Origin of the sequence: Streptomyces sp. NPDC101227 (assembly GCF_044767545.1) — a bacterium.
Classification (GTDB): Bacteria; Actinomycetota; Actinomycetes; order Streptomycetales; family Streptomycetaceae; genus Streptomyces.
This window is the reverse complement of sequence record NZ_JBIWOD010000001.1, coordinates 653062-678575: the sequence shown is the minus strand read 5'-3', so window position 1 is coordinate 678575 and position 25514 is coordinate 653062. Positions and strand designations below refer to the sequence as shown.

General features: G+C 69.8%; 23 protein-coding genes. 7 read left to right on the top strand and 16 right to left on the bottom strand.

Annotated features, from left to right (window positions below):
- Window positions 1-75: 75 nt before the first annotated feature.
- The gene (locus ACIRPT_RS03075) at window positions 76-732 is read right to left on the bottom strand and encodes a TetR/AcrR family transcriptional regulator (protein ID WP_403821306.1); all 657 of its coding nucleotides are present in this window, start codon (window positions 730-732) and stop codon (window positions 76-78) included.
- Between the two features lie 316 nt (window positions 733-1048).
- On the opposite strand from ACIRPT_RS03075, the gene ACIRPT_RS03070 reads away from it, so the two are divergent.
- The 4 genes from ACIRPT_RS03070 to ACIRPT_RS03055 all read left to right on the top strand — a co-directional run bounded on the left by ACIRPT_RS03070 (window position 1049) and on the right by ACIRPT_RS03055 (window position 5571).
- Window positions 1049-1558 carry a DUF6230 family protein gene (locus ACIRPT_RS03070; RefSeq protein WP_403821774.1) on the top strand — a complete coding sequence of 170 codons (510 nt, stop codon included), beginning with the start codon at window positions 1049-1051 and terminating at the stop codon, window positions 1556-1558.
- Window positions 1549-2568, top strand: coding sequence for a DUF6114 domain-containing protein (locus ACIRPT_RS03065; RefSeq protein WP_403821303.1), 1020 nt, complete (start codon window positions 1549-1551; stop codon window positions 2566-2568). The genes ACIRPT_RS03070 and ACIRPT_RS03065 overlap by 10 nt, the downstream gene beginning before the upstream one ends.
- Before the next feature lie 75 nt (window positions 2569-2643).
- Window positions 2644-3912, top strand: coding sequence for a GAF domain-containing protein (locus tag ACIRPT_RS03060; RefSeq protein WP_403821301.1), 1269 nt, complete (start codon window positions 2644-2646; stop codon window positions 3910-3912).
- A gap of 135 nt (window positions 3913-4047) precedes the next feature.
- Entirely contained in the window at window positions 4048-5571 is a 1524-nt protein-coding gene (locus ACIRPT_RS03055) for an aldehyde dehydrogenase family protein (protein WP_403821298.1), read from the top strand.
- 435 nt (window positions 5572-6006) lie between these two features.
- On the opposite strand, the gene ACIRPT_RS03050 is transcribed toward ACIRPT_RS03055, so the two are convergent.
- The 7 genes from ACIRPT_RS03050 to ACIRPT_RS03020 form a co-directional block, all read right to left on the bottom strand.
- Window positions 6007-7332, bottom strand: a complete 1326-nt coding sequence (locus ACIRPT_RS03050) for a hemopexin repeat-containing protein (RefSeq protein ID WP_403821296.1) — start codon at window positions 7330-7332, stop codon at window positions 6007-6009.
- Window positions 7333-7419: 87 nt separating this feature from the next.
- Window positions 7420-7650: a hypothetical protein gene (locus tag ACIRPT_RS03045; protein WP_403821293.1), complete on the bottom strand. Its 231-nt coding sequence runs from the start codon at window positions 7648-7650 to the stop codon at window positions 7420-7422.
- A 79-nt stretch (window positions 7651-7729) separates the two neighbouring features.
- Entirely contained in the window at window positions 7730-7912 is a 183-nt protein-coding gene (locus tag ACIRPT_RS03040) for a hypothetical protein (RefSeq protein WP_403821290.1), read from the bottom strand.
- Between the two features lie 127 nt (window positions 7913-8039).
- A complete protein-coding gene (locus ACIRPT_RS03035) occupies window positions 8040-8222 on the bottom strand; it encodes a hypothetical protein (protein ID WP_403821287.1) in 183 nt (60 codons plus the stop codon).
- Window positions 8223-8317: 95 nt separating this feature from the next.
- The gene (locus tag ACIRPT_RS03030) at window positions 8318-8500 is read right to left on the bottom strand and encodes a hypothetical protein (protein WP_403821284.1); all 183 of its coding nucleotides are present in this window, start codon (window positions 8498-8500) and stop codon (window positions 8318-8320) included.
- A 159-nt stretch (window positions 8501-8659) separates the two neighbouring features.
- Entirely contained in the window at window positions 8660-8842 is a 183-nt protein-coding gene (locus ACIRPT_RS03025; protein WP_403821281.1) for a hypothetical protein, read from the bottom strand.
- Between the two features lie 42 nt (window positions 8843-8884).
- Entirely contained in the window at window positions 8885-11398 is a 2514-nt protein-coding gene (locus tag ACIRPT_RS03020; RefSeq protein ID WP_403821278.1) for a S8 family serine peptidase, read from the bottom strand.
- Between the two features lie 489 nt (window positions 11399-11887).
- On the opposite strand from ACIRPT_RS03020, the gene ACIRPT_RS03015 reads away from it, so the two are divergent.
- A complete protein-coding gene (locus tag ACIRPT_RS03015; protein WP_403821275.1) occupies window positions 11888-12379 on the top strand; it encodes a bacterial transcriptional activator domain-containing protein in 492 nt (163 codons plus the stop codon).
- Between the two features lie 933 nt (window positions 12380-13312).
- Here the strand turns inward: ACIRPT_RS03015 and ACIRPT_RS03010 are convergent.
- The 6 genes from ACIRPT_RS03010 to ACIRPT_RS02985 form a co-directional block, all read right to left on the bottom strand.
- Window positions 13313-14512, bottom strand: a complete 1200-nt coding sequence (locus ACIRPT_RS03010; RefSeq protein WP_403821273.1) for an aspartate kinase — start codon at window positions 14510-14512, stop codon at window positions 13313-13315.
- Window positions 14509-15558: an aspartate-semialdehyde dehydrogenase gene (locus ACIRPT_RS03005; protein WP_403821270.1), complete on the bottom strand. Its 1050-nt coding sequence runs from the start codon at window positions 15556-15558 to the stop codon at window positions 14509-14511. Before ACIRPT_RS03005 ends, ACIRPT_RS03010 begins: the two co-directional genes overlap by 4 nt.
- A gap of 31 nt (window positions 15559-15589) precedes the next feature.
- Complete coding sequence (locus tag ACIRPT_RS03000) at window positions 15590-16564, bottom strand: GlxA family transcriptional regulator (protein ID WP_403498512.1); 975 nt, start codon at window positions 16562-16564, stop codon at window positions 15590-15592.
- Window positions 16565-16710: 146 nt separating this feature from the next.
- Window positions 16711-17112 (bottom strand): LuxR C-terminal-related transcriptional regulator, encoded by a 402-nt coding sequence (locus ACIRPT_RS02995; protein ID WP_403498511.1) that lies wholly within the window; start codon window positions 17110-17112, stop codon window positions 16711-16713.
- Between the two features lie 179 nt (window positions 17113-17291).
- A complete protein-coding gene (locus tag ACIRPT_RS02990; protein ID WP_403821265.1) occupies window positions 17292-18749 on the bottom strand; it encodes an aldehyde dehydrogenase family protein in 1458 nt (485 codons plus the stop codon).
- 49 nt (window positions 18750-18798) lie between these two features.
- A complete protein-coding gene (locus ACIRPT_RS02985; RefSeq protein ID WP_403821262.1) occupies window positions 18799-20106 on the bottom strand; it encodes a hydroxyacid-oxoacid transhydrogenase in 1308 nt (435 codons plus the stop codon).
- A 457-nt stretch (window positions 20107-20563) separates the two neighbouring features.
- On the opposite strand from ACIRPT_RS02985, the gene ACIRPT_RS02980 reads away from it, so the two are divergent.
- On the top strand, window positions 20564-21922 hold the full coding sequence (locus tag ACIRPT_RS02980) for an MDR family MFS transporter (protein WP_403821260.1): 1359 nt from the start codon (window positions 20564-20566) through the stop codon (window positions 21920-21922).
- Window positions 21923-21993: 71 nt separating this feature from the next.
- The gene (locus ACIRPT_RS02975) at window positions 21994-23238 is read left to right on the top strand and encodes an ATP-grasp domain-containing protein (RefSeq protein ID WP_403821258.1); all 1245 of its coding nucleotides are present in this window, start codon (window positions 21994-21996) and stop codon (window positions 23236-23238) included.
- 308 nt (window positions 23239-23546) lie between these two features.
- Here the strand turns inward: ACIRPT_RS02975 and ACIRPT_RS02970 are convergent, their stop codons facing one another.
- Entirely contained in the window at window positions 23547-24650 is a 1104-nt protein-coding gene (locus ACIRPT_RS02970) for a M14 family metallopeptidase (RefSeq protein WP_403821256.1), read from the bottom strand.
- A gap of 92 nt (window positions 24651-24742) precedes the next feature.
- Window positions 24743-25459 carry a hypothetical protein gene (locus ACIRPT_RS02965; RefSeq protein ID WP_403821253.1) on the bottom strand — a complete coding sequence of 239 codons (717 nt, stop codon included), beginning with the start codon at window positions 25457-25459 and terminating at the stop codon, window positions 24743-24745.
- Window positions 25460-25514 lie beyond the last annotated feature (55 nt).

Here is a 25514-nt window from a genome sequence, read left to right as displayed (position 1 = left end):
AGGGCCTCCCGCCCCTTCCCGTGCCGCCGGGCCGCCGGGCCGCCTCGTGCGTTCCCCGCCGCCCGAGGGGGCAGGTCAGACGGGCGGCCGGGGCGGCGCCGGGCAGGCCGGCTCGTACTCCTCGATCAGCCGGAGGGTGTCGCCCAGGCTCCGCACCAGGAGGTCGGCCACCGTCTCGCGGGGTATCTCCTGGGCCGCGATCCAGTCGAGGGTGACGCCCTCGACGCTGGAGAGCCAGCCGGTCAGCGCCGTGCGGGCGAGCGGCGGAATGTCGTCCCGGCCCCAGGCGCCGCGGGCGATGGTGCCGAGCAGCCGGGCGCGTACGGTGTCGCGGATCGCCAGCACCTCCGCGTCGAAGCCGACGCCTCCGGCGACGATGGCCCGGTAGGCGGCCTGGTGGTGCTGGGCGTAGCGCAGATAGCCGTCGATGGTGCGCTGGACCCGTTCGACGGGCGGGAGGTCATGGGTGCTGCCCGCCCGCTCGACCAGCTGGGCCACCGCGTCCTCGATGATCGCGAGGTAATAGCCGCGCTTGTTGGTGAAGTAGTAGTAGATCAGGCCCTTGGCCACGCCGGCCTCGCGCGCGATGTCGTCCATGGACAGCGCGTCGTACGAGGTGTCGGCGAACAACTTGCGTCCGGTGGCGATGAGTTCGGCGCGACGCGCCCGGGAACGCTCGGTGCCGCGGGCACCGGGGGAACCGTCCTGTCCGCGCTGTTGACTATTATTCAAAACTCGCCCTAATCTCCCACTGAGTCTCCAACTGCCAAAAGTTTTCGCAGTATGACAGAACGTCAGAACCATCGGACGTTCTCCATGGCTCTCTCGATGAGACGCTCATCGAGTCGCTCAATGGGCCTCTCAACGATCTTCCGCCGGTCTCCTCCGGCGGCGTATCGAGCACTTCCCTCGCGCAATCGACCACTGCCCCGGGGAGGACGCAGTGAGCTCTACGATCCGTACATCGCCCGAGGGGCGAACCTCCTGGAAGAAGACCGCCGTGGTGGCGCTTCCCACCGTGCTCGCCGTGGGCGCGCTGGCGACGGTCATGGCCCAGGGCGCGCTGGCCGCGTCCTTCGCCGTTTCGGGCACCAACTTCCAGGTCTCCTCGGGAAAGTTGACCAGCAGCGGCCTGTCGTCGTACGTGCAGACCGACCGCGACGCCGACGGCAAGGGACACCCCGTCGCACTGCTCGGCATCGGCAAGGCCACGCTCGCCGACATCTGCCAGTCGGCACAGGTCAAGACGCCGGTGGGCACGGTGGTGTTCAAGCTGACGGCGGGCGGCAGGGCCGGTGCGGTCACCGCCGACAGCCTGGTCATCGACGGCGAGGACCTGGTGGGCGACGCCCGCTTCGGTACGGCGCAGATCGGCCGCGACGCCGGCTCGCTCGACGCCGTACCGGGGGTCAAGGGCCCGAAGGGCAAGTTCGGGCTGCAGGCCGGGGACATCGAGGTCGCCGGGGTCAAGTCGCACGCCTGGTCCGCCACCGGCGGCAACTTCCGCCTCAAGGGGCTGCGGGTGAGCGTGAGCCTGGACGGCGACAAGTGTTTCTGAGCGCGCGCCGGGCCCGGTGGGGCGCCCGGCTCGAGCGGACGCTGCCCTGGCCCGAACGGCGGGCGGCGCTGCGGCGGTGGCGGCGGACCCGGCCGTTCTGGGCCGGGCTGCTGCTGGTGCTCGGCGGGGCCGAACTGCTGCTGGTGCCGCTGTCGCCGCTGACCGTGCTGGTGAGCCTGGGGCTGGGCGGGCTGGCCGCGCTCGGCATCGGGCTGGCGTTGATGGTGGCGGGCGTCTTCCTGTGGTGCGCACCGGCGGCCCACCACTACGTGAGCATCAATGCGCTGATTCTTTCGGTGCTCTCCTTCGCCGCGACCAATCTCGGCGGATTCCTGGTGGGCATGGGCCTGGGCATCGCGGGCGGCGCGATGGGGTTCGGGTGGACGCCGGCCCGGGCCCCGGCAGATACCCCGGTACGGGCCCCGGCTCGGGATGCGCCCGACGGCGCCGGGCCCGCGGAGCGTACGGCCGCCTCCCCCGCCCGCGGCGGCACCGGCGGCAAGGCCCTCGCCGTCGGCCTGCCCCTCGCGCTGCTCGCGGCCATCGGGGGCCCGGCGCAGCGGGCCGACGCCTCCGCCGTCCCGGCGCCCCCGAACCCGCCGACCGTGCGGACGACCATGTTCGCGCCGCGGGGCTTCACCCTGGCGGGGGTCACCGAAGTGCCGACGGCCGACGGCCCTCTCAAAGCGATGGTCCTGAAGATGAAGGCCGCCTCGCTCACCGACTACCACCTCGTCACCCGCGACGGCGAAGGTCCCCAACTCGGCCTGAACGCCGACACATTGAGCCTCAGCGGTGACGTCACCCTCTATCTCACCAAGTTCAGCGGCTGCCTGGAGGGCTTGCTCTGTCTCACGTTCACCCCCGACACCCTCCCGGTCCCGCCGGTCGTGCCGCCCTTCGTCTTCATGACCGATGTGGAGGCCGAGCAGGCGCTGGTCACCTCGGATCTGATCGTCGCGGACGGGCTGCGGCTAGGGGCCGGCGACCGGATCGGCCCCCGTACCTGACGCGGGGTTTACGGCGCCGCCCGGTACGAGCACCATCGGCGTGCGGGGGCCGGATCCGTGACGAAGAGGTGACAGGTGGTCAACCCTTGGCTGGCGCTGGAGTCGGGCGCCGACCCGGCGGCGCACACCCGTACGGTGCGGCGGGCGCATGAGGCGTTCCTGGCCGGCGGGACGGTGGCACCGCCCGTGCGTCGCGTGGTCGCGGACTCCTGGCGCCGCTCGGCCCTGGCGCGGGCCGCATCGGACGGCGCCGCGCCCATCGAGCTGGACGAGCCCGCGCTGCGCGCCTACCGGGACCGGCATCCGCTCGCCCGCGCGATGCCCGTCTTCCGCGAATTGCTGGGCACCATCGCGCAGGACGGCGCGCATCTGATGGCGGTCTGCGATCCGCAGGGACGGATGCTGTGGATCGAGGGCCACGCCGGGGTACGGCGTCAGGCGGAGCGGATGAACTTCGTCGTCGGGTCCCGCTGGGACGAACGGCACGCGGGCACCAACGCGCCCGGCACCGCGCTCGCCGCCGATCACGCCGTACAGATCTTCGCGGCGGAGCACTACAACCGGCGGGTGCAGCCCTGGACCTGCGCCGCGGCGCCGCTGCACGATCCCCGGACCGGCCGGCTGCTGGGCGCCGTGGACATCACCGGCGGGGATCATCTGGCGAGCCCGCACAGCCTGGCCCTGGTGCAGGCCACCGCCCGCGCCGCCGAATCCCATCTCGCCTGCGCAGTAACGGAGTTGACGATATGCCTGGCCGCGCTGGGCCGCGATGAGGCGCTCTTGACCATGGACGGTTCACGGCTGCGGCTGGGGCGCCGGCACAGCGAGATCATGGTGCTGCTCACCGAGCATCCCGCGGGCCTGACGGGCGAGCAGCTCTCCGTGCTCCTCTACGGCGAGCGCGAGATGCGCCCGGTCACGCTGCGGGCCGAACTGTCCCGACTGCGGCAGCTGGTCGGCCCGCTGCTCGCGTCGCGGCCGTACCGACTGACCCGGCCGGTGGAGAGCGATCTCGCCGCCGCCGAGGCGGAGTTGGCCGCCGGGGACCTCACGGCCGCGCTGGACACCTACCGCGGGCCGCTGCTCCCGTTGTCGGAGGCGCCCGGCGTACGACGGCTGCGCGCCTCCCTCGAGGACCGGCTGCGCCGCGCCCTGCTCGGCGCCCGCGAGCCCGACCAGCTGCGCCGGTGGACGGGGACGCCGTGGGGCGAGGACGACCTGGAGATCTGGGAGGCCCTGGTGGACGCCCTGCCGGAACGCTCCCCGGCGCGCAGCGCCCCGCTCGCCACGGCCGGCCGGCTGCGCGCGGCGTACGGGCTGCCGGGCGGCTCCCCCACGCCGTAAGGCACCCCCCTGCCGCCTGGCCGGGGCCCGCCCGCCGCGCAACGTTCCCGCAACCTCCGCCGCCCTACCGTGCGCGCAACGCCCGTCGCCCGGGAGCGGCGGGCACCGCGTCGAGAGCGATTGGGAGGCCGCCCCATGGCCCGTTACGCCAGCCCGGGTTCCGCCGATGCCGTCATGAGCTACCGGAGCCGCTACGACCACTGGATCGGCGGCGAGTTCGTGGCGCCCGCGCTGGGGCGGTACTTCGAGAACCCGACGCCGGTCAACGGACAGCCGTTCACCGAGGTCGCGCGCGGTACGGCGGAGGACGTGGAGCGTGCCCTGGACGCCGCACACGCGGCGGCGCCCGGCTGGGCCCGAACCCCCGCCGCCGAACGCGCCGCCGTCCTCAACAAGATCGCCGACCGGATGGAGGCGAATCTGGAGGCCCTGGCTGTCGCCGAGAGCTGGGAGAACGGCAAGCCCGTACGGGAGTCCCTGGCGGCCGATATCCCGCTCGCCATCGATCACTTCCGCTACTTCGCGGGCGCCGTACGCGCCCAGGAAGGCACCCTGTCGGAGATCGACGAGGACACCGTCGCGTACCACTTCCACGAGCCGCTCGGCGTCGTCGCCCAGATCATCCCGTGGAACTTCCCGATCCTGATGGCGACATGGAAGCTCGCCCCGGCACTGGCCGCCGGCAACGCGGTGGTCCTGAAGCCCGCCGAACAGACCCCCGCCTCGGTGCACTTCTTCATGTCCCTCATCGCGGATCTGCTGCCTCCCGGCGTGGTCAACATCGTCAACGGCTTCGGCGTGGAGGCGGGCAAGCCGCTGGCCTCCAGCCCGCGGGTGGCCAAGGTCGCGTTCACCGGCGAGACCACCACCGGCCGCCTGATCATGCAGTACGCCTCAGAGCATCTGCGGCCGGTGACCCTCGAACTCGGCGGCAAGAGCCCCAACATCTTCTTCGACGATGTCTCCGTCCTGGTGGACGACTTCCAGGACAAGGCCCTCGAGGGCTTCACCATGTTCGCCCTCAACCAGGGCGAGGTGTGCACCTGCCCGTCCCGGGCGCTGATCCAGCGCGGGCACTACCGGGACTTCCTGGCCGCGGGTGTGGCCCGTACGGAGAAGATCGTCCAGGGCCATCCGCTGGACACCGACACCATGATCGGAGCGCAGGCCTCCAACGACCAGCTGGAGAAGATCCTCTCCTATCTGGACATCGGCCAGAAGGAGGGCGCCCGCGTCCTGACCGGCGGGTCCCGGGCCGAGCTGGGCGGCGAGCTGGAAGGCGGCTACTACGTCCGCCCGACCATCTTCGAAGGCAACAACGACATGCGGGTCTTCCAGGAGGAGATCTTCGGCCCGGTGGTCGCGGTCGCCCCGTTCTCCGACTTCGACGACGCCATCGGCATCGCCAACGACACGCTGTACGGGCTGGGCGCGGGCGTCTGGACCCGGGACGGCTCCACCGCCTACCGCGCCGGGCGCGCCATCCAGGCCGGCCGGGTGTGGACCAACTGCTACCACGCCTATCCCGCGCATGCGGCCTTCGGCGGCTACAAGCAGTCCGGCATCGGCCGGGAGAACCACAAGATGATGCTGGATCACTACCAGCAGACGAAGAACCTGCTGGTGAGCTATTCGGCGAAGAAGCTGGGCTTCTTCTAGACGCCTGAAACGAGGCGTCTGACCTGGGCTTTCGCCCGTCAGGCGCCTCTCATTCGTCCGCTCACTCCGCCATGGACTGCTCCGTGAGGCGGTTGGGCCGCTCCCGGACGCCGTCCAGGAACCTGGCGTAGCGGCGGAAGAGAACCTCGATGCTCCGGCCTGCTCGGCGCCGTCCGGGTCAGGACGTTCTCCCTCACCCACGTCGTGCCGTACGCCGAAGGCTCCGCATAGGTGCCCGCCATCTTCCGGAGCAGCCGCCCGTCCGGCGCCACGCCGAACCGTTCAACAGGCCTGGTGCACTGCCTACACCGGCTGCGGTGGGCACTCTCGTCGTCAACGCCGGGGCGTCATCGCGGGCATACGGGCCGCCGCCACCGTTCTCGTCGGCCGCCACCCGCAGGTACCACTGAGGTCGCGGTATCCGTGGTTCGCCCATCAGATCCGTGTAGGGCCGACCTGCATGTGAACGTGGTCCTGGTGGGCTGCCCGGAGCGCGGGGTCACCGCCGTAATCGGGGTAGATGACAAAGCCGCTGCCGCCGAGGCGGGGCATCGGCCACTTGTTGGCGCTGCCGATGCCATTGGCCTCGCACTCGTACGTGGCGAACCGGAACGCGGTCGTGAACAGGCCGTAGGCCAGAGCGTCGTGAGAGGGGCTGATGCGCACGGCACCGCCACCCGCGGGCGCCGGAAGCTGCCCCCAGTCCGCCTTGATCGATTTGTTGAACGAGGTCCCGTCGAGCGTCCCGCCGATGGCCGACAGATCAAGCGCACGGCCTTGGTTGTGGCAGTCGTTCGACGGGCCGGAGCCATGGCCGATGCCCAGGTGGAAGAGCTCTGTCACATCGGGGCGGGACGAGTTGATCCAGCGTGTCAGGCGGTAAAGGGCCAACAGCATGCGCTGGTCGACGTTGTCGAAGAAGTTTGCCGCCGGGTTGAGCGCGTTCGTGTACCGGATGCCGTCAAGGGTCGGCGGCCCGACGGTCACACGCTGAGCGGGGGTGGGTGAGGTGATTCCCGACGGCCCGTCCACGAAGGCAGGGCTCTTCAGGGTGAGTTTGCCGCGCCGGATCAGATCAGCCATCTGCCGGTTGGCCTGGGGGAGGGTGAGAAGGCGAGCCGGAACGAGCGCGCCGGACGGCGTCGGGGCGAGGCGGAAGCCCGAGGACAGCGTGCCGCTGTCGACCACGGTGTCGGCATCCACGTCATAGCGCTGGTAGTCGTCGCCACGGAAGAAGTACGCGAAGCGCCCTCCCGGGTAGACCGCGGCATCCAGGTCACGGCTGAACACCTCCGGCCAGTGGTCGGCGACGGGGAGCGGATAGCCGTCGTCGACCTGGTCTTCCGTGATGTCATAACGCACATACTCGGCGCCCTTGAACAGGAACAGCTTGCCCGTGCCCCAGTTCATCGCGGCGTCGATGCCCACCTGCCAGTTCGTGCCCCCGTCCGAGCCGTCGGGCAGTCCCGCCCAGTCGTCCGCAAAGGAGAAGGGCGGATTGGGGGGCGCGCACTGCGGATCGACGCGCCGGGCGACCTGGTCGTAGCGTACGTAGGTCTCCCCGGTGAGGGCGTAGGCCGTGCCCGCTCCCCACCACACGAAGGCCTCGGGGGAGCCGGCGAGTCCCCATTCCGCTCGCACGTCCAACGAGCCCTGCTCGAAGCTTCCGGTGATCGCGTCGTAGCGGTGATACGTGTCGTCGTCGAAAAAGAGGTACACCTTGTCGTTCGGCCAGGCGATCGCGGTCCTGAGAGCCGTCATGGCACTCACTCCCTTCCCTTGAGAGGCGTTCGGCACAGCGGGTCCGGTGCCGCAAGCACCGTTGCGGCACCGGTTCCGGTCTGCGGATCAGAGCCAGCCTCCCCACGTGCTGCCCGGGACCAGTTGGCCCTCCGTGTCACGGGTGTCGTGGCACAGGAGCGGGCTCGGGTCTCCGACGTCGTGGCCGTAGTAACCGCCCACCTGTCCCCGCATCAGGCTCAGCGTCCCGTCGTCCTCCACGAACGGGCGCATCACCAGAAACGGCTCATAGGGTTTGGAGCGGTCGATCGCGCCTTGGACCGGCAAGATGAGTTGCATAGTCGACCTCCCATCGTCGTCGTACCGGGTCTGCGCCGGTCACCGGGGGGGCGAGCCGCCGCGACCGGCGCCGTATCCCTCAGCCCTGGAGGAACTTCATGATGGATTCGAGGACGTTGTCCGCCTCGACGCCGGCGGCATCGCCGTAGGCACCTGCGGATGCGGTTCCGGTGCGGTCGATGGGCGGCGCCTGCCGCGGCATCTCCAGCGTGGGGGGCCTGGCGGTCCGGTCCACGTCGTGTTCGGTGCGGTCGGTCTTCATGGCCTTCCTTCCCTCGTGCCGTCATGGCCCCGGCCGTCCCGTGTCATATGACGGCACGGGACATGACGGCGGTGTGCGTCATGGCGCCGTGACCAGGTCGGATCGTGGTCAGCGGTGCGGTGACAAATCAGATCGGGAGGACACTGGCGAGCAGCTTGGTGAGGAAGCCGTCCGCCTCGACGCCCGGGTTGTCCCCGGTGACGCCCGGCATCGCGGTTCCGGTGCGGTCGATGGGCGGCGCCTGCCGCGGCATCTCCAACGGCGCGGTCCTGGTGGGCCGGTCCGTCTCTCGTTCGGTCTGGTCAGACATGGTGGCTTTCCCTTCCGCGTGCCGTCGTGGCGGCAGCGACGGATGTCATGGCGTCGGTGGCCGGGACGAACCGCGGTCACCGACGCAGGCCCCGTTCAGATCGGGAGTTTGCTGGCGAGCCAGTCCGTGAGGAAGCCGTCCGCCTCGACGCCCGGGGTGTCCCCGGTGACGCCCGGCATCGCGGTTCCGGTGCGGTCGATGGGCGGCGCCTGCCGCGGCATCTCCGGCGAGGCAGGCTTCTGCGGCCTGTCCGCCTCTCGTTCGATCCGGTCAATCATCTCGTCTCGCCTTTCCTTGTGGTGTCATGCCGGCGGAGTGGTGAGGCCGGCACGCTTCTCCCACCTGCGGGGCTGTTGCCGCCGCGGCGGTGGTCCGGTGATCGTGACCTCGTGAACCGTTGATCGATCATCGTGGTAGTGCGTCACAGCGATCGCGTCTCAGAGCGACAGGCCGCCGCGCGCGAAGCACATCTGCCGGGCGAGCCCGGTCAAGTCGGCGCAGCGCGCGGCCTCGATACCGTTGTCGCCGGGGGTCGCTGCCTGCGCGCTCCGGTCGTCCCGCTGGACCGGCGGCGCCTGGATCGGCAGGGTCATCTTCGGCTGCTGGTCGTCGTTGTTCATGATCTGCTCTCTCCTTGTCGTTCTCCGCTGCCGGAGGACGGTTCAGATGTCGCCCAGGAACGAGTGCGTCGGCGCCAGGCTGACGGGGGGCAGGTCACTCACGTCGATCGTGAACAGGTAGTTGACCTTGGCCCGCCGGTCGTCCTCCGGGTCCATGAAGGTGACGATCACGTCCTGGCAGTCCGAGCCGATGCGGCAGTACGGGCTCTTGGAGACCCGCACCGATTCCAGTGCGTAGAAGTTGTGGCTGGACCCGGGGACGTGCTGGGCGGACAGCAGGCCGTCCGAGATGGTGCCGGCGAACTGGAAGGCGTTGGTGCCGGCATAGTTCATAGCCCGCTCTGCGGAGCTCTGTCCGAGGTTGCGGAACTGGTAGTAGATCTTGTCCAGCAGCGCACGGATCGTCTTCTCGAGATCGTCGGGATTGGCAGGAGCCGCCTGCTTGGAGGCATGGGTGGTCGTGGTGACCGCGTTCATGACGGACTTCACCAGCACGGTCTCGTTCCAGGTCGCGATGCCGCGGCTCTTGACCTCGACCACGGGGACGACCTGTCCGGAGAAGAGCCGTACCGTCCGGTCAGTAAGCACTCCGGGAATGGACACCCGGGAGATGTAGTCCCGGTCCTCTTCCTTCCTGACCTGCCCCACGATCGCCTCACGGAAGATCTTGTAGATCATCGACACCGGCGGGTAGAACTGATCGAGGACATCCGCTTCCTTCGGTGCCTCCATCGCAGTGCCCTGGGCCGCCTTCTTGGCCCCATGCTGGTGCTCGGGCTGCGGCACCGGTCCGCCCCAGGTCATGCCGGCGGGCACCTCGGCCTCCAGCGCGTAGATCGGCGTACGGTCCAGTTCCAGCGTCCAGACCAGCTTGTCGCTCTCCCAAGGATTCACCGCCAGGTACGCGCTCAGGTCCTCCGGGCTGTAGACGCTGACCTGGTGGTAGACCGTCTTGCCCGCAACCTGCTTCTCTTCCGTCGTGGGGACCATCGCCTGGCGGAAGGTGTCCCTGCGCGCCTCGGTCTGGAAGTCGAATCCGATCGTGCCGATCGCGTAGACGAGGGGGCGCGCGGCGGCCTCTCCGCTGCACGAGCACTGGGCGTCACCGCCGCAGGAGGGGCGCACTCCGGCCACTGGTCCGCCGCCAACGGGTGCCGGTTCCGACACAGGTACCGGCGTCGCGGCCGGTGCTTCCTGAACTGTGGTCCCTGCCGCCTCGTGTGCAGGGATACCCACGCCACTCGTGTCCATGGCGTTGACTCCTTCCATCGCTTCCGCGTGGGACGCCTCCGCAGGGGACGTCTGGGTTGCAGGGAGTTCACCTGCGGGCCCGGCTCCTGGAGCGGACGAGTCGGCGCCTTCGGCGGCGCCGGCCGTCGTCGGGTCGGGAGGCTGTGGCGGGGGCTCCGCCGCCTCCTGCTCCTCAGTGGTCCCGGCTGCCTCGTAGGCAGCGGCGTCTGTGCGATCGGTGTGATCGGTGTCCATGGCACTGACTCCCTCTGTCTTTTCCGAGTGGGGCGGCTGCACGGAGGCCGCTCCGAGCGAAGGGAGTGCACCGGCACAGGCGGCGCTGACTCCCTGTTCGGGGGCGAGGAGCTGCGGCCGGTGCACCTGGTGCGGCGTGGCCCCGGACGGGATCACCGTCACGTCGGTTGGCGTCACGGCCGAGTCGCCGTGCCCCGTGATGAGGTCATGGGCCCGCGCGGCGTTCAGGGTGCCGACCAGGCGGCGCCGGCACTCGGGTGCGTCCTCCGGGGCGCACGGTGCCAGCGTGGCGGTCTCGAGGATGGCGTCGGCCGCCGCCCTCGGGTCCGCGCTGCCTCCCGCCCGCAGCTGAGCGGCCACAAGCAGCGCGGCCACCCCGGATATCACCGGAGTGGCGAAGCTGCTGCCGGTCAGCGCCGCGCGGCCGCCGCCGGGCGCGGCACCTTCGATGTCCTGACCGGGAGCCAGCACACCGTTGGTACGGTAGGCATCGCCCCAGTTGTTGATCTTGAGCGGTTCGCCGTCACGCCCCAGCGCACCGACCGCCAGCACTGACGACACCGCCGCCGGCACTTGAAGGCAGTCGCATCCGTCGTTGCCGACGGCCGAGACGACGAGGACTCCGTTGTCGTCGCACCGCCGCAGCGCCCGTTCGAGCAGACTGTCCGCTTGCGCGTCCGGGGTGCGCTCGCCACCGCTGATGTTGATGATGTGGGCGCCCTCCTGGACCGCCCGCTCGATCGCCCTGGCCAGGTCCAGCTGCGGTACGCGCCCCTTTTGCGCGTCGCGGAACACCGGGAGCAGCAGTCCCCGGCAGCGTGGCGCCATGCCGAAGACGGCACTGCCGGGACGGCCGAACAACAGGCTGGTGACGTGTGTGCCGTGCAGCGACATCGGCCCGCGCCCGGCAGGTTCCTCGACGAGGGTGTCGAGCCTGGTGAGATCGGCGCCCGCGAAGCACGGATGGGACAGATCCACCGGACCGTCCAGCACCGCAATGCATACGCGCGGGTCACCGACGAGCTCTTCTCCACGTGCCGGCAAATTCTGCAGAACCGATCGGGGCTCCATCCGGCCCCCCTCTCCGCCAAAGGCTCAGGTGCACGGGTGCCGTTCACGAACGAGGCTCCAGCCGGCTCATCCAGCGGGCGTCCCCGGATCGTCCGGCACACGTCTCTCATACGTTTCCGAGCCGTTGACCGGCCGGTCAGACCGCCGTGGTGTGCCCGGCGAAACCGGCTCACGAGAATGGTCGAACGGTGCTCAACCAGTTGGTGAACGCGATGCCGCCGTCATATCCGGATGCGTGATGCAGCCACGGGTCGCACAGTGGAGCTTGTGAATTCGAACGATGCGTACCTGGAATTACTTAAAGTTTTCGAGTTCGCATACGCCGGACGCCGTATCCCCCTCCCCCTGGGAGCCCAGCGCCTGTTGGCCCTCCTTGCCCTGCAGAAGCACGGTGTGTACCGAGGGGCGGCCGCCGACCAGCTCTGGCCCGACTGCACCCCCAGCCGGGCGGCGGCTAATCTGCGGTCGGCCCTGTGTCACGTCAGGCGGATGGGAACCGAGACCGTCATCGACAGCGTCGGTCAACGCCTGTGGCTCTCGCCCGCGGTCGAAGTCGACCTGAACGAGATGCGGAAGACGGCTCAGCAGGTTATCGCCGGGCTGAGCCCCCTGCCGGCCGACTGCGACGCACTCGTGGGTGAGCTGAACCGGGAGCTGCTTCCGGGCTGGTCCGACGACTGGCTGATGCTGGACCATGAGCGCTGGGACCAGGTGCGGCTGCACGCCCTGGAAAGCCTCGCCCAGCAGCTCCAGACCGCCGGGCAGTACCTGCCCGCGCTCCAGACTGCGCTGACCGCCATTTCCATCGACCCGATCCGGGAGACCGCCCACCGCATCGTCGTGGAGATCCATATCGCCGAGGGCAACCTAGCCTGCGCGCTCAAGCGGTACCGCACCTACCGCGAGCTGCTGCGGCAGGAACTCGAGGTCGCCCCTTCCCAGCAGATGACCCGACTGGTGGAGGAATTGATCGCGACGTAGGTGGACTTCCTTGCGCATTACGGGCATTGATACGCCCGACGCCGGAGTCCGGGCCCCGTCGACGGATACATGACTGCCTCAGGCATCCATGCAGCCTCCACGAAAACCTCGACCGGCACACCCGGTACCGCCCTCATCAGCAGGCCGACGCACCTTTGTCGTTGCCCAGCCATCGTGGACACGGGCCCAGCCGTCGACGCCGGCAGCGATAGCGGTGGCCGGTAACGCCGCCGTCCGCGCGCCCGGTTCGCCGGCGACCCGCAGTGTGATGTGCGGGGCAAGGGCCCGCCCGCAGTGGGGGCGGCCGGGGGGCGTCAATTCCTTCCGGGAGGCGGCCTACGGCGAGGGCGACATGGCCGGCGTGGCGGCGCCGGCTGGACGCCGGCAGCACCCGTTACCACGCCGCCTTTCCCCCGAGGGGCCGAGGGAGCGCTCTTCGAATCCTGCACGGGGAATACCGATCTCCACTCCCGACCCCTGCGCGCCGGGCAACGCTCCGCGGCCAGTCGGCGACGCCGCGCAGCCCCGCACCGCGCGAGCCGGACCGCCTCTGCCACGGCGACACATCCCGTACGGATCAACATAATTGGCGAACCTGCCCCGTCGGCACAGCACGCGGTCGGACCGCCGTCGGCCAGGGGAAGCAACGCCGACGGCGCGCGTCATCCGGAGCAGCCCGTAGCGCATGCGGTCGAGGTCAGCGCCGCCACGAGCGCTGTAACACCAACAGACGAAGAACCTGCCGGTCTCATACTTCCCGAAGAAGCTCGGCTTCTTCCAGAGGCACGGAAAAGGCGCCCCCTGGGCTCTCGCCCGTCAGGCGCCTTTCGCTCGATCCACTCGAAGCCGAGTCCGGAATGCGCGTGAGGACATCGAAGCGGAGATCACCCGCCGTCGCGACGCCGCCGTGCATGGCAGCGGTCCCGGCCCGGGTCAGTCCAGCGGCCCGCTCTCGGTGGGCAGCGGCCGGGCCGGGCCGACCAGGACGCCGCTGTGCGGGGAGCGGGCCTTGGCCGGCGGGGGGCCGGGACGGCGAGGGGGGTGGCCGGGGTCCGGGTACAGCAGCGCGTGGCGGCGGCGGGCTTCGGCCGCGGCCTCGGCGCGCGGCACGGCGGTGTGTTCGGTTCTGCCGTCCGCCCACAGCGTGGTGACCAGGCACAGGTCGTCGAGGCGGCGCGCGGCCCGCAGGTGCCGGGCCGCGCCCCGCGCTCCGGTCGGCACCGTCAGGCATGCCTCGCCCGCGGTGTCGAACTCCGCGATCGCCAGGCCCTCGGCCCGGAGTCGTCCCCCCGCCGCCCGGCGTTCCCGGCCGGACCGGAAGCACCACACGTCGCTGCCCTTGTGCACGACCACCGCGGACACTTCCGGGCCCGTACCCACGGCGGTCCCGCCGTCCGGGCCCTCGCACCAGGGGAAGGGACGGCACAGCAGCCGCACCCCGCCGCGCTCCGCCCAGTCCACGGCGCCCTCGTGGACGACCTTGGCTCCGTTCCGGGACATCCGGCGCAGTCCCTCGTAGCTGATCCGGGAGAGCGTACGGGCCTCCGGGACGAGATAGGGGTCGGCGGTGCACACTCCGGGCACGTCGGAGAAGAGTTCGCAGGTGTCGGCGCCGAGCGCCGCGGCCACCGCCACCGCCGAGAGGTCCGAGCTGTTGCGGCCCAGCATGACGGCCCGCCCGGCCGCGTCGACCGCCTGGCCACCGGGGACGACCACGACCGGACAGTCGGCCAGCGCCGCGGCCGGCGCCCCGGGGTCGGCTGAGATCAGTCTCGCCCGGTCGCCGGGCCCCTCGGCGAGGAGCCCGGTACCCGCCGCGGGGAGGGGGCACGCCCGCACGCCCTCGGCGTCGAGCGCAGCGGCCAGCAGGGCGACGCTCACCGTCTCGCCGGTGGTCAGGAGCATCGCGGCGGCGTGCGCGGGCGGGTCGTCGACCAGGGCGTTCAAGGTTTGCTGGAGCTTGCCCGTCGTCCCGGACATCGCGCTCACCACGACGACCAGCGGGCGCTTCTCCTCGGTGACCCGGCGCACGGTGTACCGGGCCACCCGGTGGTAGCCGTCGAGGTCGGCGAAGGCGGAGCCACCGAACTTCAGCACCAGCGGACGGCGCTCCGCCGAGCGGCGGTCCGTCATCCGAGCCACCCGTTCTTCGTGGCGAGTTCCACGATCTGCAGCGCGTTGAGCGCCGCCCCCACCCACAGGTTGTCGGCGACCACCCAGAGCGCCGCCGCCCTGTCGTCCTCCGGATCGACGCGTATGCGGCCGACGTGCACCAGGGCACGGTCCTCGCGGCAGGCGAAGACGGTACGGGGCATGGGGTACGAGGGGCTTTGCGACCGGCCATAGGCCCGGAGACCGGGTGTCGCGGCCAGGGCCGCCTCGACGGACTCGGCCGTGACCGGCTCGCGCAGCCGGACGTGCACGGCCTCGGAGTGGCAGTCGAAGACCGGCACCCGCACCGCGGTGGCGCTCACCCGCAGGTCCGGCAGGCCGAGGATCTTGCGTGGTTCGCGGACCAGCTTGCGTTCCTCATGGGTGAGCCCGGTGTCGTCCTGGAGCCCTATCTCGGGAACGAGGTTGAAGGACAGCGGCTGCCCGAAGCGCCCGCCGGCGGCACCCTGCGTGCGGGGGTCGTCCAGGATGGCCCTGGATTCCTCCGTCAGCTCCCGCAGGCCGCGCACCCCTCCGCCGGACGCCGCCTGGTAGGTCGCCACCACGACGCTCTCCAGTCCCGCCAGCTCGTGCAACGGGCTCAGGGCGCGCACCAGCTGGATGGTCGAGCAGTTGGGGTTGGCCACGAGGTTCACCCCCGGGCGGTCGTCGAGCACGCCGGGGTTGACCTGCGGTACGACGAGGGGGACGTCGGGGCGCATCCGGAAGGCGGAACTGTTGTCCACGACCAGGACCCCGGCCGAGGTCAGCCGTTCCGCCTCCCGGGAGCTCACCTCCGCACCCGCGGAGAAGATGGCGACATCCAGACCCCGGGGGTCCAGGTCGTCGAGGGTCACCACCTTCGTCATGGGCAGCGACAGCTGCAGTTCGGTGCCCAGATCCCGGCCGACGCTGCGCGCCGACCCGACGGGCACGACCTGTTCCACCGGCACGATTCCGCCGTCGAGCAGGGCCAGGCACTCCCGGCCCACCGCTCCGGTGGCGCCCACTACCGCGATGCGTAACATTCCTGTCCTCCTGTTGGGCCCCGTGCGGGGCTCAGTGCGTGGTGGTGTCGGATAAGCGGCCCCGGAAGGCACGCCGGTATGCGTTGGGGGTGGTATCGAGGGAGCGCACGAACTGGTACCGCAGGGCCGCCGCGTTGGCGAATCCCGTACGGGCCGCGATCACCTCCATCGTCTCGTCGGTGTTCTCGAGCAGCCGCTGGGCGCTCAGCAACCGCTGGGCCAGCAGCCAGCGGTAGGGGGTGGTCCCCGTCTCCGTCCGGAAGCGCCGCGCAAAGGTGCGCGGCGACATACAGGCCCGCGCCGACAGCTGCTCGACGCTCATCTCCTGGTCCAGGTGCTCCTCGGCCCAGACCAGCACCGCGCGCACGCCGTCCTCCCCGTAGTGGGCAACCGGTCGCTCGATGTACTGGGCCTGGCCGCCCTCCCGGTGCGGGGGCACCACCATGCGCCTGGCGATGGCGTTGGCGACGTCGCTGCCCTGAAGTTTGCGCACCAGATGGAGGCAGGCATCGATCCCCGCGGAGGTACCGGCCGAGGTGAGGATCGGGTCCTCGTCGACGTAGAGCACCTCCGGTTCGACCTGGGCCTTCGGGTAGCGCTCGGCGAGCGCGTCGGCGTACCGCCAGTGCGTGGTGCAGCGTCGTCCGTCGAGCAGGCCGGCGGCACCCAGGACGAAGGCGCCGACACACACGCTCACCACCCGGGCCCCGCGGGCGACCGCCTGGCGCAGCGCCTCCAGGAGGGCGGGCGGGAAGTCCCTGGTGTGGAAGTCGTCTCCGACCGGGATGGCGATCAGATCGGCGTCCTCCAGCCTGTCGAGCCCGTAGGGCGTGCTGATGGTGAATCCCGGCACCGCCCGCACCGATGAGGATTCCGCGGCGACGAGCGCGAAGTCGTACGCGGGCAGGCCCTCTTGCCGGCGATCGATCCCGAACACTTCGCATATGACACCCAACTCGAATGGATGGACGTTCTCCAGCAGGACCGCCGCTACGTTCTTCAGCATGGGACCCAATGTGGCAGTAATCTGTGGTGTTCTGACAGTCCCCATACTGTTCCGTGGCCGAATCGCGCCTCATACTCTCAGCATGGACCTGAATCGGTGCAGGGTCATTTACTCGCTCTCATGGGAGGTGACGCATCACCGAAGGGCTAACCGAGGGAGACGATCCCGCCGCGAATTCCCAATACCACGGCTTGCGTGCGATCGGATACACCCGCCTTTGTGAAGACCGCGGACAAATGGTTCTTCACCGTCTTCTCGGAAATTCCGAGCGCCTTGGCGACGCGACGATTCGAATTCCCTTGGGAGATGAGCACCAGAATCTGGCGCTCACGGGCCGTCAGGAGGTCGAGGGCCGCGCGGGCCGCGAGGCCCTCCTCGGAGAGGGGCGGTTTCGCGGCCGCCCGTAAGTCCTGGATCAGTTGCTCCTGGGCTTCGAGCGCGTCCTGCGCCTCGCCCAGCGCCTTGTGCACGTTGGCGACGGCTTCGGCCAGGGCCGGCCCGGGCCGCGTCGGCGCCCCGCAGAACTCGCAACACCGCTGCTCGGTCAACTCCGCGACGGACCCTCGCGCAACACGTGACATTCGATGAACTCCCTCCACCGATATGAATGGGCCTAAACGCGCTTCTCCGTAGGGCTGGGGGTTCTTCGTAAGGCTCGGACTTCTCCGTAGGGCTCGGGCTTCTCCGTAGGGCCCGGAGGACGGTGCGGGCGGGTCGGGGCACCGGGTCAGGAAGGAAGCCCCGCATGGATCGCCACCGTCTTGCACCGCGTGTATTCACGCAGCGCCTCCAGCCCCTTCTCCACTCCGATTCCCGAGCGCCGGTAGCCACCGAACGGCAACTCGACTCCCCCGGCCGCGCTGTAGTTGTTCACGAACACCTGTCCCACCCGGAGCCGCCCGGCGAGCCAGTGGGCCTTGGTCACGTCGGACGTCCAGATCCCGGCGGCCAGTCCGTACGTGGTGTGTTCCGCGAGTGCGACCGCCTCGTCCAGCGAGTCGAAGACCGATACGCAGAGGACCGGGCCGAATATCTCCTCGTTGAAGACCCGGTGTTGCGGGGTCACCCGGTCGAGGAGGGTGGGCTCCACGTAGAAGCCCTCGGCGTACGCCTCCCCTTCGGGCACGCCACCGCCGACGACGACCTCGGCGTCCCGTCGGCCCGCCTCTAGGTAGCCGAGAACCCTGTCGCGCTGCTTCGCGGAGATGAGCGGACCCATGTCGGGATCGTCGATCCCCGGGCCGATGCGCAGCGAGCGGAACCTTTCGGCGAGGGCGGCCACCAGCTCGTCGTGAACGGACCGGTGGACGAGCAAGCGGCTTCCGGCACTGCAGTTCTGCCCCGCGTGCTCCGTGATCGCCTCCACGATCTGCGGCACCGCCCGCGCGGCGTCGTAGTCGGGGAGCACCAGGTGCGGTGACTTTCCGCCCAGTTCCAGCGTGACCGGCACGATGTTGCGCGCGGCCGCGGCCATGACGGCCTCGCCGACCTCCCGCGAACCGGTGAACGCGAGGCGGTCCACGTCGGGGTGCGCGGCGAGCGCGGCGCCCGCTTCCCCGCCGTAGCCCGGCACGACGTTCAGCACGCCCGCCGGGAGTCCCGCCTCTTCGACGATGTCGGCCAGGCGGAGCGAGGTCAGCGGCGCGTCCTCGGCAGGTTTGAGGACACAGCAGTTTCCCGCGGCGACGGCCGGGGCCACGGTCCTGGCGGCGATCTGCAGCGGGTAGTTCCACGGGATGATGTGCCCGCACACGCCGAAGGCTTCGCGCAAGGTGAAGGCCAGTCGATCCGGCTGCTGCTGGATCGTTTCACCACCGAGGGCTTCTATGGCGTTGGCGTAGAAGTCGAAGTACCGGGCGGCGACGTCGGCGTCCGTCAGCGACTGGCTGAACGGCTTGCCGGTGTCGAGGGTCTCCAGCCGGGCCAGTTCCTCGCGCCTGCCGCGCAGGGCCTCGGCGATGCGACGGCAGAACCGGGAGCGCTCCACCGGCGTCGTGAACCGCCAGACCGTTTCGTAGGCGTGCCGGGCCGCTTCCACGGCCGACTGGACCTCGGCCGGGCCGCAGCGGGCGACGCGTGCGAAGGGGCGGGCATTCGACGGATCGAGAACGTCGATCCACCGCCCGGTGGACACGCCCTTCCCCGCAATGACAGCCGTGTGCTCGGGTAGTGCTGCTTCACTCACGGGCAAATCCAGCTCCTTGACGTGTGGGGGGTTGGATGTTGCTTCGCCGTCAGCAGGTCATCGAGCCGGCGATGACCCTTTCGAGATCGCGTGATGCGACGTCACGTGGACAGCACACCAGCAGCCGCTGCTGCTTGAGCGCGCCCTCGACGAGTTCGGGGAGGTCCTTGGTGCTGTAGCCGAAGTCCCCCAGCCCGGCGGGTCCTCCGGTGTCCGCCACCAGGCTCAGCAACGTGGCGGGAAGCACGTTCGACCCGTTGGCCGTGGTCACGCCGTTGAGGTTCGCGCCGAGCAACTCCGCGGCGCGCAGGTGGCGTTCCGGAGACGTCGGGTAGGTGAACTCGAAGGCCGCCGCCGCGGTGGAGACGACTGCGGCTCCGTGCGGCACCATGGCGTGGTCGACTTCGTATCCGTCCGGCCGATAGTCGCGCACCAGCCCGGCTATGGGATAGGCGCAGGCATGTGGAATGTGGGTACCGGCATTGCCGAATCCCATTCCCGCGAAGCTCGCCGCCCGGCTCATTCCCGTACGGGCTTCCAGATCGGCGGGGTTGAGCACGGCCCGCCTGAGGTAGCGGCCCACCAGTTCCAGTGCCTGCTCCGCCCAGATGTCGCTGATCGGATTGGCACCGATGTACAGCGGCCGGTCCTCGGGCCTGAGGTACGGGGGGCGCCGGTCGTAGGCGCGTGCCGTGTACGACTCGCAGGCGTGCGTCAGGACGTCGTAGCCCGAAGAGGCGGTGACCGCCGGGGGCAGCGTCAGGGTGTTCGCCGGGTCGACCAGCGCCAGGGAGGGCAGCAGCCGCGAGTCGCTGATCCCCGTCTTCACGTTCAGGTCCGTGACACCGAGGGCGACCATGGCGGTGCACTCGCTGCCGCTGCCGGCCGTGGTGGGCACCGCGATCAGCGGCTTGAGCGGGCCCGGGATCGGGGCTCCGGCGCCGATCGGCGCGTTCAGGTAGTCGCGTACCGGGCGGCCGGGGTAACTGAGCAGCAGGTTCAGCATCTTGGCGGTGTCGATCGAGCTGCCGCCGCCAAGACCGACGTAACCGTCCACCTGGAGTGCTGCCAGTTCACGGGCCGCCTCGGCGCAGCTCTCGTCGGTGGGCTCCACCAGGGCTCGATCGAACAACGCGACCGAGATCCCCTCCTGCTCGATCTGCTTGGCAACACGGGCGGGCAGACCAAGACCGGCCAGGACCGGGTCGGTCACCAACAGCACCGAGTTCATACCGGCCTTGCGTAATTCGTGACCGATCTCCCGGGTGGCGCCGACACCGAATTTCAGCGGTGGAGCCTGCCAGCTGATTATTCGTTCCTGCTCCGGCGCATTTCCGCCCCAACCGAACGACTCCACAGCCCGACCCCGCCTTCATTCGCTGAACTTGGAAATCCGGCCGAGGGACAATATGGCAAACGACGACGCATAGTTGGATGACTCAGCCGACTTGGGTGAGGGTCATACTAGGAAGTCGATTTCGGTCACGCCATAGGTCTGGAGTCCTATGGCTGGATTGGTCTGGTCCGAGAACCGGATCTTTCGAGGGCCGGCGATCGCCGGAGCCGGCCGGTGGCGTGCCCATGGTCGCAGGCGCTCCTCCTCGGTCCATTCCGTTCCTGAAGTGCTCGATGCCCACGCTGTCGCCCGGCCCAACCGGCCCGCGGCAGGGGTGTTCGCGACAGTGAGCGGCTGCCCACCGTGGTCTCACTCCCCCGCGCCAACCAGGCGCGCGGTACTGCGATGGCAGTAATTCGATGATCCTCGTCAGTGCTGACACTGTTGCTGTCGCAGCTCCTTCCGCAGAGTGAGTTGCATGGCACAGAACAACGCGACGAAAGCGTCAGACGGGGCCGGGAAGCAGCACGCGGGAGTGCGGCAGGTCTGGCGCGAGTCCCCGGCAGCGGTGAAGTCCCTGCTGGCCGGCACCATGATCAATCGGCTTGGCGGCTTCGTTCAGGTCTTCATGGTGCTGTACCTGACCCAGCGCGGCTTCTCCGATGCCCAGGCAGGTGCGGCGCTCGGCGTGTACGGCGCGGGAGCTGTGCTCGGGACGCTGGTCGGGGGCTGGATGTCCGACAAGCTCGGACCACGGCTGACGATCGTGTCCACCTTGCTGGGCTCAGCGGTGCTGCTCCCCTGCGTTCTCTATCTGGACAGCTACTGGGCCATCCTCACGGTCATCGCCGTCAGCGGTGCGGCGAGCGTGGCGTACCAGCCCGCCTCCACCAGCATGATCAGTTACCTGACTCCGACCGAACGCCACGTCATGATCTTCGCCATGGGCCGGTTGGCGATCAACCTCGGCACGACGGCCGCGCCCCTGCTGGGCGCAGCGCTCGTCAAGATCTCGTGGGATTTCCTGTTCTGGGGCGAGGCCCTGGCCGTGGTGATCTTCTCCGCGGTAGCCGCAACCACCCTGCCGCACCGCACGGTATCGGACACCACTGGGCCGGCGGACGACGGCGCGAGCGACGGCAGGGAGGGGGCGCCCAAGGCCTCGTATCTGGCGGTACTGGCCGACCGCCGGTATCTGATGTTCCTGCTGGCGATGTTCGTCAGTTCCGTGATCTATATCCAGCACATCTCGGCTCTGCCACTGACCGTGCAGCACCTCGGCATGGGAATCGAGGTCTATGCGGCGATGATCGCGCTGAATGGCCTTCTCGTCATCACCTGTGAACTCCTCGTCGCCAAGGTGGTGCAGCGCTGGCCGATCCGGACGGCCGTGATCATCGGTGTACTGCTGACCGGCATCGGCATGAGCCTGTACGCCTTGCCCTGGGGGTTGGCCGCGCTGGTGATCGCCACCCTGCTCTGGTCTCTCGGCGAGATCATCGGCTATCCGTCCCTGTTCTTCGCCTATCCCGCGCAGGCCGGCCCGCCCGGGCTGCGGGGACGCTATCTGGGGGCCTCGAACGCGCTGTACGGACTCGGTAGCGCGATCGGCCCGTTCATCGGAGTGATGATCTGGAATCGCTTCCAGGAAGGGCTGTGGCTCGGCTGCGGGGTGGTCGGCCTGCTCGCCGGAGCCGCCGCGTGGGGCGGGGTGCGTCCGGCCTCCGCGGCGGACAAGGACAACGCGTCGGAGGAGGCCAAGGGGGCGGACGAGGACAAGGGGGGCGAGATGGGCGATGCCGGAACTGCCGATGCGGAAATCCGTACGGGAACTTAGGGCTGCGGCGCATCCGCACCACGAAATATCGGGCAAGCAGCGGGAACAATCTCCGAAGGGGAAGCAAAGAGATGCCACGCCATGTAGTCCTGGTCGATCCCTATTCCGAAGCCGCCGAGTACGCGAACGCCTTCAGGGCCCGGGGGGTCGAACCGGTGGCCGTGCTGAGCAATCCGGCACCACTCAAATCCTATCTCCACGGCTGGAAACCGGATGCCTTCTTCGCCACGCACTTCCACGACGGCGACTTCGCGAAGCTCTCCCGAATCGTGCGCGGCTATGACCCGGTCGCCATCATCCCGGGCAATGAGCATGCGGTCAGGCTCGTGGACGCGCTGATCGAAGAGCTGGTACCCGGTACGGGGAATGTGCCCGAGCTCTCCGCGGCACGCCGGGACAAGTGGCCCATGGTCCAGGCCGTGGCGAAGGCGGGCATTCCCCACCTTCGCACGTTCGCTGCCGCGACCGAGGAAGAGGCGGCCGACTGGCTGCGGGAGACCGGCCTGGAGGGACAGGCACTGGTACTCAAGCCCCGGTGCAGCGGAGGCACGGACGGGGTGCACAAGGTGGAGGCCGGCGAGGACTGGCGGCTCCCCTTCCGGCAGTTGCTGGGCTCCGTCAACATGTTCGACCTGACCAACGACAGCATTCTGATTCAGGAGTTCGCCTCGGGAACCGAGTTCGTCGTCGACACCTATTCCGTCAACGGGGAACTCGGTCTGGTGGCCGTGGTCCAGTACAGCAAGTCAACCAGGGGGAACCGCATCGGAGTTTACGATGCGGAGGACTATCTACATCCCGATGATCCGCTGGTCGGCATTCTGGGAGCGTATACACGCGAGGTCGCCCAGGCGGTCGGCGTGCGTACGGGATGCACCCACACCGAGATCATGCTGACGGACCGCGGTCCCCGGCTGATCGAAATCGCGGCGCGCCTCGACGGGGGCTGCGCGCAGCAGGCCACGCGGCTCGCGACCGGAGATTCTCAGATCGACCGCGCCGTGCGGCACCATCTGGACTCCGCCTTCGTCCCCGGATTCGAGATCGCGCAGCCCACCCGGGTGGCGTGGCTCTCCGCAGCGAACAGCGGCACGATGAGCAATGCGGAGGTGCTCGACGCGATGCGTGAGCTGGCCTCGTTCCAGAAGCTGGGCTGCCGCTACCCCAACGGCTCCCGGGTACCCAAGACCGAAGACCTCTTCACCACTCTCGGCTGGGTGCTGCTCTCCACCCCTGACCAGGACGTCCTCGATCAGGACACCAAGCGGGTGCGGGAGATCGAGGCCAAGGTGGTGATCGATCCGCTCGTTCGGTAAGCGCCGACCCCAGGTGGCGGTCGGCCTCGCGGTCGGTGGAATGCCGGCACGGCGGCCTCCGGGAAGCACCGCTCCCCGGAGGCCGCCGCAGGTGGTTCACAAGGCGTGGCCGCCCGGAGCCCGTGACGGGCTGAAGCGCTCATGGGGATACGCGACGTGATCGCTCCGCAGGACAGCCTCGGCTCCGCCCGCCCCCACTGCCAGTCGCTGTGGGAGACGGGAAAGCCGAGGCTGTCGGTGGTGGCCACGCCGGAGACGCGCTTCGCGGGATGGGCGTACTTCAGGTACGGCAGCTACGGCAGCTGCCCCTACTTGTCGTCGGCGAGACCGACGAGGGCCTGGTCGAAGACCTCCCGCGCCCGCTGGAGGACCCGCCCGCGCCAGTCGGCGTCGTCGGGGCAGAAGGCGTCGCGGATCAGTCGCTTGAGGTCGGAGCAGACGGCGTCGGCCGGCGGGTGGTGCCGGTGCAGCCAGGCGTCGGCGCACAGCGCCAGCAGCACCTCGGGGCCCGGCAGGGTGCCGAACTCCAGGGTGATCGCGGTCAGTCGGCTGTCGGCTCCGAGGCCGTCCGCCACGGCAGTCGCCGTGTTGCCGACGATCGGCGTGGAGGAGGAAGTGCCCTCTTCCGAGGCGGTGAGCGCGTCGCCGTACCAGCGGCGGGCCCTCTGGTGGGCGTCGGCGTCGCGGCCGCCGCGGAAGATGGGCTCGCCGACGCCGCGTTCGCCGAGGCCGGTGTGCAGGTCGATGTAGCCGACGTGGGCCGCGCCCGCGATCTGCTCGGCCACCACCGTCTCGAACACCCGCCGGGACCAGGTCGGTGCGTGCCCGCCGTAGAACAGGCCGTCGGGGTGGCGGTACTGGCCCCGGGTCACGGCTTCCTGAAGGCGTTGCGGGCCGAGCCGGCCGCGCAGCGCGGTGAGGTTCGCGACCAGCTCGCCGGGGGCGAACTCGGCGCCGCCGGGCGGCACCAACGTGTCGTGCACGGCGTCGTAGGCGTCGTTGTGCGGCGGAGTCCGGTGGTCGACGAAGTTGCGGTTGAGGTCGACGTTGGCCTCGTTGACGCGCCGCAGATAGGCGAAGCCGTACGGGTTGAGGCCGTGCACGAGCAGCACGCCGGTCGCGGGCCCGGCGGCGGCCTTCGCGACGCCCTCCCGGAGCAGGATCCGGGTCTGGCAGGCCGAACCGCAAAAGCCCTCGATGCCGTGTGTCCCGGACACCGTCACCAGGAGCTTCGTCGGGTCGGGCGGCCCCAGATAGGCGGTGTCGACGCAGAGTTTGCCGCCGTCGGGTCCGCGGTGTCCGGGCAGGACGAAGGTCCTCAGGTGTGCGTTTGCCGCCTCCGCCGCCCCCAGGAAGTCCGCGCGTGCCCGGGAGTAGTCGACGGGAAAGTCGAGGGGAGACTCGTCTGACATGCTGCCTCGCGTTCCTGGAGTTCCTGGTGGGTGGGGACGGCCGACGGGCCCGGAGCCACCTAGGGGGCGCCGGGCCCGATCGGCCGGGGGGTTCAATGCTGCGCGGAGGGCAGCGGCACCCCCAGGGCCGTCAGGATCGAGTGCGCCCCCGCCTGCGTGGGCACGTGCAGCAGGCACAGCACCCGGTCGCCTCGCTCGGTGTGCTCGGCGAAGTACCGGTTGGCCGTCGGCACATGACTCAGCGGCCTCTCCCGGTAGAGGTCGAGCGGACGGCCGATGCCCGGGACGACTCCGCTCACCGGGTCGAAGGCCGCCCCCGGTGCGAGCGCCTCGGCCACCTCGGCCGCCAGGGCCGCCCGGCTGTCGTCCTGGCCCGCGAGGTCCGGGTACATGAAGATCTCCGGATGGCCGCTGAACGCCGACATCGCGCAGTGCACCACGGGGTTGTACGTCTTGAGCGCGATGACCTCGGGGAACGGATGCCCCTCGGCCAGCAGTTGGGCGAAGTGCGCCGCCCAGCTCTCCTTGAAGACCATGCCGTTGCGGTACGCGTCGCCGACGAACTGGATCATGATGTGCAGACAGGTCCGTCCCGACGGGATCTCGGCCCACCGGGAGGTGAGCAGCGAGACGACCCGGTCGCGCTCCCGGTCCACCCCGACGACGACGTAATCGGCCTCGGTCAGCATGTCGCGGCGGAGCGTGAAGAGCTGGCGGGTGCGCAGCCCGGGCATGGCGAGGACCAGGCCGTCCACGATCCGCTTCTCGGTCTCGGTCGGCAGCTCCCGGCCGGGTGGCAGGGTCAGCACCTCTACTCCCCGCCGCCCGTCCGGCCGCCTGGCACGGTCGTCAGACACCGCCGTG

Bases quoted from the DNA above. Each gene is read 5' to 3' on its own strand.
- ACIRPT_RS03005 (WP_403821270.1), bottom strand. From the start codon at position 15,558: ATGTTACGCATCGCGGTAGTGGGCGCCACCGGAGCGGTGGGCCGGGAG.
- ACIRPT_RS03025 (WP_403821281.1), bottom strand. From the start codon at position 8,842: ATGAACAACGACGACCAGCAGCCGAAGATGACCCTGCCGATCCAGGCG.
- ACIRPT_RS03050 (WP_403821296.1), bottom strand. From the start codon at position 7,332: ATGACGGCTCTCAGGACCGCGATCGCCTGGCCGAACGACAAGGTGTAC.
- ACIRPT_RS03010 (WP_403821273.1), bottom strand. From the start codon at position 14,512: ATGACGGACCGCCGCTCGGCGGAGCGCCGTCCGCTGGTGCTGAAGTTC.
- ACIRPT_RS03045 (WP_403821293.1), bottom strand. From the start codon at position 7,650: ATGCAACTCATCTTGCCGGTCCAAGGCGCGATCGACCGCTCCAAACCC.
- ACIRPT_RS03030 (WP_403821284.1), bottom strand. From the start codon at position 8,500: ATGATTGACCGGATCGAACGAGAGGCGGACAGGCCGCAGAAGCCTGCC.
- ACIRPT_RS03000 (WP_403498512.1), bottom strand. From the start codon at position 16,564: ATGCTGAAGAACGTAGCGGCGGTCCTGCTGGAGAACGTCCATCCATTC.
- ACIRPT_RS02970 (WP_403821256.1), bottom strand. From the start codon at position 24,650: ATGTCAGACGAGTCTCCCCTCGACTTTCCCGTCGACTACTCCCGGGCA.
- ACIRPT_RS03035 (WP_403821287.1), bottom strand. From the start codon at position 8,222: ATGTCTGACCAGACCGAACGAGAGACGGACCGGCCCACCAGGACCGCG.
- ACIRPT_RS02980 (WP_403821260.1), top strand. From the start codon at position 20,564: ATGGCACAGAACAACGCGACGAAAGCGTCAGACGGGGCCGGGAAGCAG.
- ACIRPT_RS03015 (WP_403821275.1), top strand. From the start codon at position 11,888: ATGGGAACCGAGACCGTCATCGACAGCGTCGGTCAACGCCTGTGGCTC.
- ACIRPT_RS03070 (WP_403821774.1), top strand. From the start codon at position 1,049: ATGGCCCAGGGCGCGCTGGCCGCGTCCTTCGCCGTTTCGGGCACCAAC.
- ACIRPT_RS03040 (WP_403821290.1), bottom strand. From the start codon at position 7,912: ATGAAGACCGACCGCACCGAACACGACGTGGACCGGACCGCCAGGCCC.
- ACIRPT_RS03055 (WP_403821298.1), top strand. From the start codon at position 4,048: ATGGCCCGTTACGCCAGCCCGGGTTCCGCCGATGCCGTCATGAGCTAC.
- ACIRPT_RS02975 (WP_403821258.1), top strand. From the start codon at position 21,994: ATGCCACGCCATGTAGTCCTGGTCGATCCCTATTCCGAAGCCGCCGAG.
- ACIRPT_RS03020 (WP_403821278.1), bottom strand. From the start codon at position 11,398: ATGGAGCCCCGATCGGTTCTGCAGAATTTGCCGGCACGTGGAGAAGAG.